At 65.1% G+C, this 13,369-nt stretch carries 10 protein-coding genes; 9 read left to right on the top strand and 1 reads right to left on the bottom strand.

Translation table 11 applies throughout. The features are described 5' to 3' along the window. Window positions 1–65: 65 nt before the first annotated feature. The 5 genes from ACOKS3_RS03120 (at window position 66) to accC (ending at window position 6,516) form a co-directional block, all read left to right on the top strand. Complete coding sequence (locus ACOKS3_RS03120; protein ID WP_103445824.1) at window positions 66–2,027, top strand: methyl-accepting chemotaxis protein; 1,962 nt, start codon at window positions 66–68, stop codon at window positions 2,025–2,027. A 143-nt stretch (window positions 2,028–2,170) separates the two neighbouring features. Beyond that, window positions 2,171–3,949, top strand: a complete 1,779-nt coding sequence (locus ACOKS3_RS03115; protein ID WP_103445825.1) for a protein-disulfide reductase DsbD — start codon at window positions 2,171–2,173, stop codon at window positions 3,947–3,949. Between the two features lie 179 nt (window positions 3,950–4,128). Further along, window positions 4,129–4,581 carry a type II 3-dehydroquinate dehydratase gene (gene aroQ / locus ACOKS3_RS03110; RefSeq protein WP_008093086.1) on the top strand — a complete coding sequence of 151 codons (453 nt, stop codon included), beginning with the start codon at window positions 4,129–4,131 and terminating at the stop codon, window positions 4,579–4,581. 100 nt (window positions 4,582–4,681) lie between these two features. After that, window positions 4,682–5,143: an acetyl-CoA carboxylase biotin carboxyl carrier protein gene (gene accB / locus ACOKS3_RS03105; protein WP_103445826.1), complete on the top strand. Its 462-nt coding sequence runs from the start codon at window positions 4,682–4,684 to the stop codon at window positions 5,141–5,143. Window positions 5,144–5,160: 17 nt separating this feature from the next. Beyond that, window positions 5,161–6,516: an acetyl-CoA carboxylase biotin carboxylase subunit gene (gene accC / locus ACOKS3_RS03100; RefSeq protein WP_103445827.1), complete on the top strand. Its 1,356-nt coding sequence runs from the start codon at window positions 5,161–5,163 to the stop codon at window positions 6,514–6,516. A gap of 335 nt (window positions 6,517–6,851) precedes the next feature. On the opposite strand, the gene ACOKS3_RS03095 is transcribed toward accC, so the two are convergent. Continuing rightward, complete coding sequence (locus ACOKS3_RS03095; RefSeq protein ID WP_103445828.1) at window positions 6,852–8,714, bottom strand: sigma-54-dependent Fis family transcriptional regulator; 1,863 nt, start codon at window positions 8,712–8,714, stop codon at window positions 6,852–6,854. Window positions 8,715–8,993: 279 nt separating this feature from the next. Between ACOKS3_RS03095 and ACOKS3_RS03090 the strand changes: the two genes are divergently transcribed. The 4 genes from ACOKS3_RS03090 to ACOKS3_RS03075 are packed head-to-tail and all read left to right on the top strand — an operon-like array spanning window position 8,994 to window position 13,207. Next, window positions 8,994–10,049 carry an NAD(+)/NADH kinase gene (locus tag ACOKS3_RS03090; protein WP_103445829.1) on the top strand — a complete coding sequence of 352 codons (1,056 nt, stop codon included), beginning with the start codon at window positions 8,994–8,996 and terminating at the stop codon, window positions 10,047–10,049. Window positions 10,050–10,071: 22 nt separating this feature from the next. After that, window positions 10,072–11,049, top strand: coding sequence for a thiamine pyrophosphate-dependent dehydrogenase E1 component subunit alpha (locus tag ACOKS3_RS03085; protein WP_422764385.1), 978 nt, complete (start codon window positions 10,072–10,074; stop codon window positions 11,047–11,049). Between the two features lie 32 nt (window positions 11,050–11,081). Further along, window positions 11,082–12,104, top strand: coding sequence for an alpha-ketoacid dehydrogenase subunit beta (locus ACOKS3_RS03080; protein ID WP_103445830.1), 1,023 nt, complete (start codon window positions 11,082–11,084; stop codon window positions 12,102–12,104). Beyond that, the gene (locus ACOKS3_RS03075) at window positions 12,101–13,207 is read left to right on the top strand and encodes an acetoin dehydrogenase dihydrolipoyllysine-residue acetyltransferase subunit (RefSeq protein ID WP_103445831.1); all 1,107 of its coding nucleotides are present in this window, start codon (window positions 12,101–12,103) and stop codon (window positions 13,205–13,207) included. The genes ACOKS3_RS03080 and ACOKS3_RS03075 overlap by 4 nt, the downstream gene beginning before the upstream one ends. Window positions 13,208–13,369 lie beyond the last annotated feature (162 nt).

Genomic DNA, 13,369 nt, shown 5'->3' with positions numbered 1-13,369 from the left:
TGGTAACAAATTCGCCATAAATTCAGGCGCTTATCTCTCGACTCCCCTGCAGGAAGTTCGCGGCTATGCGCCTGAAGTGGCTGACCAATTTCAACACCCTGTTGCTGGTGACTGTGTGTATCGCCCTGGGTGCGACCCTGTGGTGGTCGCAACGTGCCCTGGAGCGGCCCTATCAGTTGATGGAGCGCTACCTGGGCCTGTCGCAACAGTTCCAGAACCAGACGGCGCGCAACATCCAGGCCTACCTGGGCAGTGGCGATGCCTTGCGCCATGCTGCGGCCGTCGAGGCCAACAAGCAGCTCGAAGCCTCGCTGACCGACTGGCCGCCAGAACTCGCCGGCAAGCTGCGCCCGAGCCTGGACACCCTGCAGGCCTTCACCGCCAACGAACTGCTCGCCGCCGGCAAGCTGGCCGGCGACCCGCAAGCCTTGCTGCTGCAGGCCGAACGCGAGCTGGGGGCCAACTTCGAACAGTTGACCGCCTATGCCCGCGACAGCGGCAGCAGCGAAGCCAACCATTACCTGCTGCCATTGCTCGACGCCACCGTGCACCTGGGCCGGCTGTCGCTGGCCCGGGACAAACTGGTCAGCAGCGGCCGCGCTGAACTGGCCGACGAGGTCGAGCGCGAACTGCAGCTGATCCGCACCCAGGCCCAAGTCATCGACGGCCTGCCGCTGCTGGGCGTGACCCGGGCCGCCGAATCCAACGCCGACGACTTCGCCGCCATGATGGGCCTGGAGTCCCAGGCCAACGAACACCAGGAAGACGTGGCGGTCGGCCTCAAGCGCGAGCTGCAAAGCCTGCTCAACCGCTACCCCGCCGAGCTGCAACGCACCCGCGAGCAGATCGACCGCCGCACCGCCTTGGCCGCCAGCACCAACCAACGCCTGGAAGCTGTGCAACAGGCCATTGCCGGCCTGGAGCCGGAAGTGCGCGGCCAGCACGCGAAGATTGCTGGCGAAGTGCGCATCATCCAGGGGCTGATGATCGGCCTGATCCTGCTGATCGCCCTGCTCATCGACACCTTGCAGCGGCGCCTGGCCCGTACCCTGACCAGCCTGGCCCCGGCCCTGTCGCGCTGGGCCGAAGGCGACTTTGCCGCGCCTATCGCGCTGGGCAAGACCAACCGCGAACTGCACGATATCCAGGAGTCGCTCAACCGCTTGCGCCAGTATCTGGTGGAGCTGGTCGGCACCATTCGCCACAACGCCGAACAGGTCGCCGGCAGCAGCCACGCCCTGGCCGGCATGAGCGCGGCCTTGCACGACGGCGCAGAGCGCCAGGCCGGCGACACCGGGCAGATTCGCGATGCGCTGGGCGAGCTGGAAGCCACCATCCAGCAAGTGGCCGGCGACGCCAGCTCTGCCGCCGATGCCAGCCGCGATGCCGGCCGCGCGGTAGAACAGGGCCAGACGGTGATCGGCCAGAGCCTCTCAGGCCTTCGGGCGCTGGTCGACGAGGTGCAGGGCAACGCGCGCATGATCGAACAGCTGGCCGAGGAGTCGGCCACCATCGGCGGGGTGCTGACGGTGATTCGCTCCATCGCCGAACAGACCAACCTGCTGGCGTTGAATGCCGCCATCGAGGCCGCCCGTGCCGGTGAGATGGGCCGTGGCTTCGCGGTGGTGGCCGACGAGGTGCGCTCACTGGCGCAGCGTACTACCGGGGCTACCGGCGAAATCCAGGCGCTGATCGACCGCCTGCAGCAGGCGGCGCGAGAATCGGTGGCCGGGATGCGCACCCAGCTGGAACATGCCGAAGCCACCGCCAACCAGGCCCAGGCCGCCGATGGCGCGCTGGACGAGATTGTCAGCGCGATCCGCACGATTGCCGATACGGCGGTGCGCATTGCCGATGTCACCGCGCAGCAGAGTGGTGCAGTGAGTGAGATTCGCGATCACAGTGAGCGGATACATGAGCTGGGTGAAGACAACCTGCAGCGCATTGGCGAAGGGCGCGAACAAGGCGAACAGTTGCTGAGCCTGGGCGGGGAGCTAAGCAAGGCGGTGCGGGCCTTCAGGGTCTGAGCCCTTCTGTGCCGGCCTCTTCGCAGCTAAAGCCGCGAAGAGGCCGGCACAGGCAATACATAACTCGAGCCATGTGTCGCCGTCACTTTCAACCACCGCCAACTCCGTTATCATGCGGGCACGTTCCACCTCGCGAGTCCGCCATGCGCCGCCTGTTTTTCCTGCTGTTCCTGCTGCTGGCCAGCCCTGCTTTCGCCTCTGGCCTGCTCGACAACCGCCCCAGCGCCACCCTCGGCGCCGCTTCGCTGTCCAACAATGCCGACTTCCTGCCGGTGCACGAGGCCTTCAAGCTCAGCCTGGTTCAGGCCGACGCGCAGACCCTCAAGCTGCGCTTCGTCGCCACCGACGGCTACTACCTGTACCGCCACCGCTTCCACTTCCGCACGGAACCGGCCGACATCGCCCTGGGCCCGCCGAACATCCCAAAGGGCGAAGCCAAGCACGACGAGTTCTTCGGCGACGTGGAGGTGTACCACGGCGTGCTCGACATCGAGATCCCACGCACCGACGCCCGCGCCTTCACCCTGCTGGTGGGTTACCAGGGCTGCGCCGACAAGGGCCTGTGCTACCCGCCGGAAACCGAACGCCTGAGCATCGATGGCGAAGCGCCCGCTGCAGGTGCCGCCGTGCCTGCCAGCAACGAACAGGGCTGGAGCTGGAAGTCGCTGCTGCTGTTCTTCCTCGCCGGGGTCGGCCTGACCTTCACCCCTTGCGTGCTGCCGATGCTGCCAATCCTCTCCGGCGTGGTCCTGCGTGGCCAGGTCGGTGGCCTGCGCGGCCTGGCCCTGTCGCTGGCCTACGTGCTGCCGATGGCGGCCAGCTTCGCCGTGCTAGGCGCACTGATGGGCCTGTTCGGCGCCGGCCTGAACCTGCAGGCACGCCTGCAGTCGGCCTGGGTACTGGTGCCTTTCGCGCTGTTCTTCGTGGTGTTCGCCCTGGCCATGTTCGGCCTGTTCGAGCTCAAGTTGCCGCAAGCCCTGAGCAACCGCCTGAACAACGTCGCCAACCACACCCGCAGCGGCTCGCTGCTCGGTGCGGCAGTGCTCGGCGTGCTCTCCAGCCTGCTGGTCTCGCCCTGTGTGTCGGCGCCACTGGCCGGCGCCTTGCTGTACATCAGCGCCAGCGGCGATGCCGTGGGCGGTGCGCTCAAGCTGTTCGCCCTGGGCCTGGGCATGGGCGCACCTTTGCTGCTGATTGCCACGGGGGGCGCCGCCTGGTTGCCGAAGAGCGGCCCTTGGCTGAACACCGTGAAAAACGCCATCGGCGTATTGCTGCTGGGCCTGGCCATCGGCCTGCTCAGCCGCGTGCTGCCAGGGCCGGCGACCTTGCTGCTGGTCGGTTTCCTGGCGGCTGGCGTGGCGCTGTTCCTCGGCGCCCTGGAGTTCGTGGTCAAATCGCCACGCCAGCGCTTGGCACAATTGTTGGGCTTGGCGCTGCTGGTATATGCGCTGGCTTGCTGGTACGGCGCGCTCAGTGGCCAAGGTGACCCGCTGCGCCCACTGCCGCCCCCCGCCGCTGCAACCGTCAGCGGTGCAGTGGCCAAGGCAGATGCCTGGCAAACCGTCACCACCCCGGCCGCACTGGACGCCGCCCTGGCCCAAGCCAAGGCCGCCGGCCAACCGGTGCTGCTGGACTGGTACGCCGACTGGTGTATCAGTTGCAAGGTGATCGAACACGAAGTGCTCAATGCACCGCAGGTTCAAGGGCAGTTGAGGGCCTTCAAGCTGCTGCGATTCGACATCACCGAAAGCAGCGCCGAACAACGCACGCTGCTCGACCGCTACCAGCTGTTCGGGCCACCAGCGCTGTTGTTCTTTGCGGCGAACGGCAGCGAAATGACCACCGATCGGGTGATTGGCGAGATAAACGCCGGGGAATTTGCACAGATTCTGACGCGCGTGCGCGGCAAACTCGGTCTATAACTTCCCGCGTGCCGGGAAATTTCCCCCAATGAGTGACCAGATTTCATTATTTGGTCACATACTTCGCGCGAACCTCGGGCAACGTGCTGGCTATTGCCGGGAACTGGACACTTGCCGTCGCTTTGCGGCACACTCGCCGCGCTGTGTCGAATTGCCCTACAAATCCAAGGAATCCGCAGATGGCAACCCTACTGGTGCTTCACGGCCCCAACCTGAACCTGCTCGGGACTCGCGAACCGGGCCACTACGGCGCCGTGACCCTGGCCCAGATCAACCAGGACCTGGAGCAGCGCGCCCGCGCCGCCGGCCACCATCTGCAGTACCTGCAGAGCAATGCCGAGTACGAACTCATCGATCGTATTCATGCCGCACGCAACGAGGGTGTGGACTTCATCCTGATCAATCCGGCTGCTTTCACCCATACAAGCGTCGCATTACGTGACGCATTGCTCGCGGTGAGCATCCCATTCATCGAAGTGCACCTGTCCAACGTGCACAAACGCGAACCGTTCCGTCACCACTCCTACTTTTCCGATGTTGCCGTAGGAGTGATCTGCGGCCTGGGCGCCAGCGGTTATCGTCTGGCTCTGGAGTCTGCACTGGAACAACTGGCTGCCAACGCACAGCCCTGATAACGAAAACCCTGGCCTCAGTGGGCCGGGGTTAGAGAGAAACGTTCAGATACGTTTTTAAATTTCGCCCCCTGACCGAACCTTTGGGAGTTGATGATTAATGGATATCCGTAAAGTCAAGAAACTGATCGAGCTGCTGGAAGAGTCTGGCATCGACGAGCTGGAGATCAAGGAAGGCGAAGAGTCGGTCCGTATCAGCCGCCACAGCAAGACCCCGGCCGCCCAGCAGTTCTACGCACCGGCACCAATGGCTGCCGCGCCTGCCGCTGCTCCGGTTGCCGCTGCCGCTGCGCCAGCCGCCGAAGCCGCTGCTGCGCCAGCCCTGAAAGGCACCGTGATCCGTTCGCCAATGGTCGGTACCTTCTACCGCAAGCCTTCGCCGACCTCGCCGAACTTCGCTGAAGTTGGCCAGAGCGTGAAGAAAGGCGACACCCTGTGCATCGTCGAAGCCATGAAGATGATGAACCACATCGAAGCCGATGTTGGCGGTGTCATCGACGCCATCCTGGTGGAAGACGGCCAGCCGGTTGAGTTCGACCAGCCGCTGTTCACCATCGTTTGAATCGCGGAGAGCCAACGATGTCTGGGAAGCTCGAAAAAGTCCTGATCGCCAACCGTGGGGAAATTGCCCTGCGGATCCTGCGTGCCTGCAAAGAGCTGGGCATCAAGACCGTCGCCGTGCACTCCACTGCCGACCGTGAACTGATGCACCTGGGCCTGGCAGACGAGTCGGTCTGCATCGGCCCTGCATCGTCCAAGGATTCCTACCTGCACATCCCGGCGATCATCGCTGCCGCCGAAGTCACCGGCGCCACCGCGATCCACCCGGGTTACGGCTTCCTCGCGGAAAACGCCGATTTCGCCGAGCAGGTGGAAAAGTCCGGTTTCGCCTTCATCGGCCCGAAAGCCGACACCATTCGCCTGATGGGCGACAAGGTTTCGGCCAAGGACGCGATGATCAAGTCGGGCGTGCCAACCGTACCAGGCTCCGATGGCCCGCTGCCGGAAGACGAAGAGGTCGCCCTGGCGATCGCTCGTGACGTCGGCTACCCGGTGATCATCAAGGCCGCCGGTGGCGGTGGTGGTCGCGGCATGCGCGTGGTGCACAAGGAAGAGGACCTGATTTCCTCGGCCAAGCTCACCCGTACCGAAGCCGGTGCTGCCTTCGGCAACCCGATGGTCTACCTGGAGAAGTTCCTGACCAACCCACGTCACGTGGAAGTTCAGGTACTGTCCGACGGCCAGGGCAACGCCATCCACCTGGGCGACCGCGACTGCTCGCTGCAGCGCCGCCACCAGAAGGTGCTGGAAGAAGCCCCGGCCCCGGGCATCGACGAGAAGGCCCGCCAGGAAGTCTACAAGCGCTGCGTCGATGCGTGCATCGAGATCGGCTACCGTGGTGCAGGTACTTTCGAGTTCCTGTACGAGAACGGCCGCTTCTACTTCATCGAGATGAACACCCGCGTGCAGGTTGAGCACCCGGTGTCGGAGATGGTCACTGGCATCGACATCGTCAAGGAGATGCTGAGCATCGCCGCTGGCAACAAGCTGTCGTTCCGCCAGGAAGACGTGGTCATCCGTGGCCACTCGCTGGAGTGCCGGATCAACGCCGAAGACCCGAAGAAGTTCATTCCGAGCCCAGGCAAGGTGAAGCACTTCCACGCCCCGGGCGGCAACGGCGTACGCGTCGATTCGCACCTGTACAGCGGCTACTCGGTTCCGCCGAACTACGACTCGCTGATCGGCAAGCTGATCACCTACGGCAAGGACCGCGATGAAGCCATGGCGCGCATGCGCAATGCCCTGGACGAAATCGTCGTCGACGGCATCAAGACCAACATCCCGCTGCACCGCGACCTGGTGCGTGATGAAGGTTTCTGCAAAGGCGGCGTGAACATCCACTACCTCGAGCACAAACTGGCCAACCAGGAGTGATCGCGTTAGCGTGATGCACCAAAACCCCGGACTTGTTCCGGGGTTTTTTGTTGTCCGTCTTCAGGGATTTTGCGCCTGTGAGATCGAGCGCCGCCCGCGCGGCGCATCGCGAGCTGCTACGTCTGCTTTTGGCCAGTAACGCCTGTGGCAGATGCGCGCGACCGCCTCGTTGGTACGACGCGATAGTGTGCCGTGCACCAAGGCGTACGCGCGCAAATCCTCCAGGAATAATTGGCCCGAAACAAACGTAGGAGCGAGCGCAGCTCGCGATGCGCCGCGCGGGCGGCGCTCGGTCTCAAAGGCGCCGGAAATGTCGCGGCAAGCCCATGTCAGCCCTAACTCAATCCCCTCTTCATCCGCGGCATCTCGATCCGGTGCTCATGCACCCGCCGATACAAGGTCGCTCGCGATATCCCCAAAGCACGCGCCGCTTCCGCCGGTTTCCAGCGATGGCGGATCAGGGCATCGAGCAGCAACTGCCGAGCCGGGCTCGATACCCCGGCATCAGACACAGGTACGGCATCACCCCGCACCTCCTGCGGCAAGTTCTCCAGGCACACTTGCCCGCCCTCATTGACCGCACAGGCATACCGCAGCACCTGCCGCAGCTGGCGCAAATTCCCCGGCCAGCGGTACACCAGCAGTGCCTGTAACGCATCGTCGGCCAGCACCACCTCAACCCCGCAAGCCTCGGCCTCCTCAGCCAGCAACTGATGAATCAGACCTAATCGATCCTCCCGTTCCCTTAGCGGAGGCAACTCAAAGCGGGCATTGGCCAGACGGAAATACAGGTCCTCACGGAAACGCCCTTCCCTCACCATCCCCGCCAGGTCGCGGTGGGTCGCACAGATCACCTGGATATCCACCCGCTCCCGCCGCGCAGCGCCCAGCGGCGCCACTTCGCCTTCGGCCAGCACCCGCAGCAGGCGGGTCTGCAGGTGCAGCGGCATGTCACCGATTTCGTCGAGGAACAACGTGCCGCCATCAGCCTGCTGCAACAGCCCCTGCATGCCTTTGCTCGACGCACCGGTAAACGCCCCGGCGACATAGCCGAACAGCTCGCTCTCGATCAGGCTCTCGGGGATAGCTGCACAGTTCAGCGTGACGAACGGCCCTTCACGGCGCTGGCTCTGTTGGTGCAGCTGACGCGCGAAGACCTCCTTGCCGGCACCGGTCTCGCCCTGCACCAGCACTGCCAGGCTGCAATCCTTGACCCTTGTGGCCAACCGCAAGTGCTGTTCGATGCGCGCATCCTGCGCTTGCTGCAAAGGTTGCGTCCGGTTCCGCCACTGGGGCGCGCTGACTCGCCCATACAACCCGCCCCAACCCGGCAGGCGCTGGGCCGAGGCCTCGTTGGCGCGGCGCAGCTGGGCCATGTCGAACAGCTCACCGATGTGTTCGGGCAAACGTCCGTGCCTTGCCAGCAAGCGCTCGCGGGCCAGGCTGTTGATCGCCTTCAGGCGGCCATCGGCATCCCAGGCCAGCAGGTAGTCGGGCTGGCTCTCCACATAACCCGGCGTGCCATGGGCGCGCATCACCCAGTGGCCCTGGGCGCTATGCATGAAAAAGGCATTCTCGATCTCGCGCGCGGTCTGCTCCACCAGTTGCAGGATCAGGTGCTGGCTGCGGCGGTCGTCCGGTGATTGCAGGGCCGACACATCCAGCACGCCGAGCAGTTCGCCCTGTGGGTCGAATACCGGCGCCGCCGTGCAGGTCAGGCCGATGAAGGCGGCGCGAAAGTGATCGCGCTTGTGCACCGTGACCGGCGCCTTGCTGGTCAGTACCGCCGCCACGCCACAGGTGCCCTCTTCGCCCTCGGACCAGCAGGTACCCAGGTACAGGCCGGCCTTGCGGCAATCGTTGCGGATGGCCGATTCGACCCGGTAATCGATGGTGCGCCCCAAAGCATCGGTCAGCAGCACGCAATAGTCGGCGCCGCGCACCCGCGCATGCAGGCGAGCCACGGCATCGCTGGCAATGCGCAGGAACAGTTCGGCGCGTTCGCGGCATTCGTTGAGCAGGGTTTGGGACAGGATGCGCGGCCCCTGCTGGGACCCTGGGTCAAGACGGTACAGCTCCATGGAACGGCGCCATGAATCGAGGATCAGCGGCGGCACCGGCGCCTGGGGCAGGCGGTCGGCGTTCTTCAGCACCCGGCTGACGCAATCGACATGGGCTCGGGAGTTCGCGGCAAGCATGGGGCCTCCGGTTCCTGTTTGTTCTTGTCGTTGTGCGGCCATTAAGCGCTTGTCGGCATGCCCCGACAAGCGCTGTGTGATTACCGGTGAGCTTGAGACGCAACGTCTCAGCCTCCCGGCAAACGCCCGACGATGCTGGCACGCAGCGTCTCAGGCAATGGCCACCGCAGTCTTGCCGGATAGCCATTTAACCGCTCTGCAACGGCCCTTGCAGGGCACGCAAAGAAAACTGGCACCCACCTTGCTCAAGCCTAGGCAAACAAGAACACGAGGTGTGCCATGCCGCAGCCTGCCCCGACCATCGGGATCATTGCCAACCCTGCCTCCGGCCGCGACCTGCGTCGCCTGACCAGCAACGCCGGGCTCTACTCCAGCACCGACAAGGCCTCGGTCATCCAGCGCCTGCTCGCCGCGTTTGGCGCCACCGGCGTCGCCGAGGTGCTGCTGCCCACCGACATGACCGGTATTGCTGCCGCCGTGCTCAAGGCCAGCCTCGGCCCCGTGGCGCAGGACCAGCACTGGCCGCGCCTGGAGCTGCTCGACCTGCCATTGACCCAGACTGTCAGCGACACCCGCCTGGCCACCCGGCAGATGGTCGAACGCGGCGTGGCGATGATCGCCGTGCTGGGCGGCGACGGCACGCACAAGGCCGTGGCGGCCGAGGCTGGGGACACGCCCCTGCTCACCCTGTCCACCGGCACCAACAACGCCTTCCCCGAACTGCGCGAAGCCACCAGCGCAGGCCTCGCTGGCGGCTTGCTCGCTGGCGGCCGGGTACCAGCCAGTATCAGCCTGCGCCGCAACAAGCGGCTGCTGGTGAAGGTACCGCAGCAACAGCTGTGCGAATGGGCGCTGGTCGAAGTGGCGGTGTCGCCGCAACGCTTCATCGGCGCTCGCGCACTGAGCCGCAGCGAAGACCTCAGCGAAATCTTCGCCTGCTTCGCCGAGCCCCACGCCATTGGCCTGTCCGCCCTCTGCGGGCTGTGGCAACCGGTGGCCCGCCAAGAACCCCACGGCGCCTGGGTACGGCTCAACCCCGGTGCCGAACAGGCCCTGCTCGCCCCACTGGCCCCCGGCCTGCTGCAAGGCTGTGGCATCACCGCCAGTGGCACGCTCAGCCCGGGCGTGGCCCATCGCCTGAGCCTCACTGCCGGCACCCTGGCCCTGGATGGCGAGCGCGAGATCGAGTTCGCCGAACACGACACCCCGACCATCACCCTCGACCTGCAAGGCCCGTTAACCGTCGACGTCGAGGCCGTGCTGGCACATGCCGCCCGTCATCACCTGCTGGCCGTCCCGCGCGGCCATCGGCTGCACCCTGCAACCCCGTGTTGAGACAACCCTGGAGAACAACAAGATGTCCACTCACCTCAGTTCAGAGCAATTGCTGCATGCCTATGAAGTGATGCGCACCATCCGCGCCTTCGAAGAACGCCTGCACGTGGAGTTCGCCACCGGCGAAATACCCGGCTTCGTCCACCTGTATGCCGGTGAAGAAGCCTCAGCCGCCGGGGTCATGGCGCACCTGCGCGACAGCGATTGCATCGCCTCGACCCACCGCGGCCATGGCCACTGCATCGCCAAGGGCGTCGATGTGTACGGCATGATGGCCGAGATCTATGGCAAGAAGACCGGCGTGTGCGGCGGCAAGGGCGGTTCGATGCACATCGCCGACCTGGAAAAAGGCATGCTCGGTGCCAACGGCATCGTCGGTGCCGGCGCGCCACTGGTGGCCGGCGCCGCCCTGGCGGCCAAGATCAAGGGCAATGACAACGTGGCCGTGGCCTTCTTCGGTGACGGCGCTTCCAACGAAGGCGCGGTGTTCGAGGCGATGAACCTGGCCTCGATCATGAACCTGCCGTGCATCTTCGTCGCCGAGAACAACGGCTACGCCGAAGCCACCGCCTCGACCTGGTCGGTGGCCTGCGACCACATCGCCGACCGCGCCGCCGGTTTCGGCATGCCAGGCGTGACCATCGACGGCTTCGACTTCTTTGCCGTGCACGAGGCCGCTGGCGCCGCCATCGAGCGCGCCCGTTCCGGGCAAGGCCCGTCGCTGATCGAGGTCAAGCTGAGCCGCTACTACGGCCACTTCGAAGGCGACGCACAGACCTACCGCGCCCCTGACGAGGTGAAGAACCTGCGCGAATCCCGCGACTGCATGCTGCAGTTCCGCAACAAGACCACCCGTGCCGGCCTGTTGCAGGCGGCACAACTGGACGCCATCGACGCCCGTGTCGACGATCTGATCGAAGACGCCGTGCGCCGCGCCAAATCCGATCCCAAGCCGCAGCCCGCCGACCTGCTCACCGACGTCTACGTCAGCTACCCCTGAGCCCGGACAACAAGAACAACAGGAGAACCACCATGGCTAGAAAAATCAGCTACCAGCAGGCCATCAACGAGGCCTTGGCCCAGGAAATGCGCCGCGACACCAGCGTGTTCATCATTGGCGAAGACGTTGCCGGTGGCGCGGGTGCTCCGGGTGAGGATGACGCCTGGGGTGGCGTGCTCGGCGTCACCAAAGGCCTGTACCACCAGTTCCCGGGGCGCGTGCTCGATGCACCGCTGTCGGAAATCGGCTACGTCGGTGCCGCCGTCGGTGCCGCTACCCAAGGCCTGCGCCCGGTGTGCGAGCTGATGTTCGTCGACTTTGCCGGCTGCTGCCTGGACCAGATCCTCAACCAGGCCGCCAAGTTCCGCTACATGTTCGGTGGCAAGGCGGTCACCCCGCTGGTGATGCGCACCATGTACGGTGCCGGCCTGCGTGCTGCGGCCCAGCACTCGCAGATGCTTACCTCGCTATGGACCCACATCCCCGGCCTGAAGGTGGTCTGCCCGTCTTCGCCGTATGACGCCAAGGGCCTGCTGATCCAGGCAATCCGCGACAACGACCCGGTGATCTTCTGCGAGCACAAGCTGCTCTACAGCATGCAGGGCGAAGTGCCGGAAGAGGTGTACAGCGTGCCATTCGGCGAGGCCAACTTCCTGCGCGACGGCGACGACGTGACTCTGGTGACCTATGGGCGAATGGTCCACGTAGCCATGGAAGCGGCCAACAACCTCGCCCGCCAGGGCATCGACTGCGAAGTGCTGGACCTGCGCACCACCAGCCCACTGGACGAGGACAGCATTCTCGAAAGCGTGGAGAAGACCGGCCGCCTGGTGGTGATCGACGAAGCCAACCCGCGCTGCTCGATGGCCACCGATATCAGCGCACTGGTCGCGCAAAAGGCCTTCGCCGCGCTCAAGGGCCCGATCGAGATGGTCACTGCACCACACACCCCGGTGCCCTTCTCCGATGCCCTGGAAGACCTGTACATCCCTGACGCGGCGAAGGTCGAAGCGGCCGTGCGCAAGGTGATCGAAACTGCAAGGAGTGCCGCATGAGCCAGATCCATACCCTGACCATGCCCAAGTGGGGCCTGTCGATGACCGAGGGCCGGGTCGACGCCTGGCTCAAACAGGAGGGGGATGAAATCAGCAAGGGCGACGAGGTGCTGGACGTCGAGACCGACAAGATCAGCAGCAGCGTCGAGGCGCCGTTCAGCGGCGTGCTGCGCCGCCAAGTGGCCCGGCCCGACGAAACCTTGCCGGTAGGTGCACTGCTGGCCGTGGTGGTGGAAGGCGAAGCCGAGGAATCGGAAATCGATGCCGTGGTGCAACGCTTCCAGGCCGAGTTCGTCGCTGAAGGTGGTGCCGACCAGGCCCAGGGGCCGGCACCGCAAAAGGCCGAGGTGGCCGGGCGCCTGCTGCGCTGGTTCGAGCTGGGTGAAGGTGGCACGCCGCTGGTGTTGGTGCATGGTTTTGGCGGCGACCTCAACAACTGGCTGTTCAACCACCCGGCACTGGCGGTCGAGCGTCGGGTCATCGCCTTGGACCTGCCGGGGCATGGTGAGTCGGCCAAGGGCCTGGCTAAAGGTGATCTGGATGAGTTGAGCGAAACCGTGCTGGCCCTGCTCGATCATCTGGATATCGCCAAAGCCCACCTGGCCGGGCACTCCATGGGCGGCGCGGTCAGCCTGAATGTGGCGCGCCTGGCACCGCAGCGGGTGGCGAGCCTGAGCCTGGTGGCCAGTGCCGGGCTGGGCGAGGCGATCAATGGCCAGTACCTGCAAGGTTTCGTCGCCGCCGCCAACCGCAATGCGCTGAAGCCGCAGCTGGTGCAGCTGTTTGCCGACCCCGGTCTGGTGACCCGGCAGATGCTCGAGGACATGCTCAAGTTCAAGCGCCTGGAGGGCGTGGATCAAGCTTTGCGCCAGCTGGGGTCGGCGCTGGCTGACGGTGACCGCCAGCGGCATGACCTGCGTGGGGTACTGGGGCAGCACCCAGCGCTGGTGATCTGGGGGGCCGAGGACGCGATCATTCCGGCGGCGCATGCCGACGGGGTCGAGGCCGAGGTGCTGGTGGTGCCCGGGGTCGGGCACATGGTGCAGATGGAGGCGGCTGAGCAGGTGAACCAGCGGTTACTGGATTTCCTGCGCAAGCATTGACCCTTTTTGACTGTGTTCCGGCCTATTCGCGGGCAAGCCAGCTCCCACAGGGTCTCCACTGACCTTGAAAACCCTGGATAACCTGTGGGAGCGGGTTTACCCGCGAAGAAGGCGACGCGGTCTGCCAGCCCTGCTCTACAAACCCCCCGCACTCGCGTAAAC

Source organism: Pseudomonas sp. HS6-2 (assembly GCF_049325675.2).
Classification (GTDB): domain Bacteria; phylum Pseudomonadota; class Gammaproteobacteria; order Pseudomonadales; family Pseudomonadaceae; genus Aquipseudomonas; species Aquipseudomonas putida_N.
This window is presented reverse-complemented; position numbering and strand designations above follow the sequence as displayed.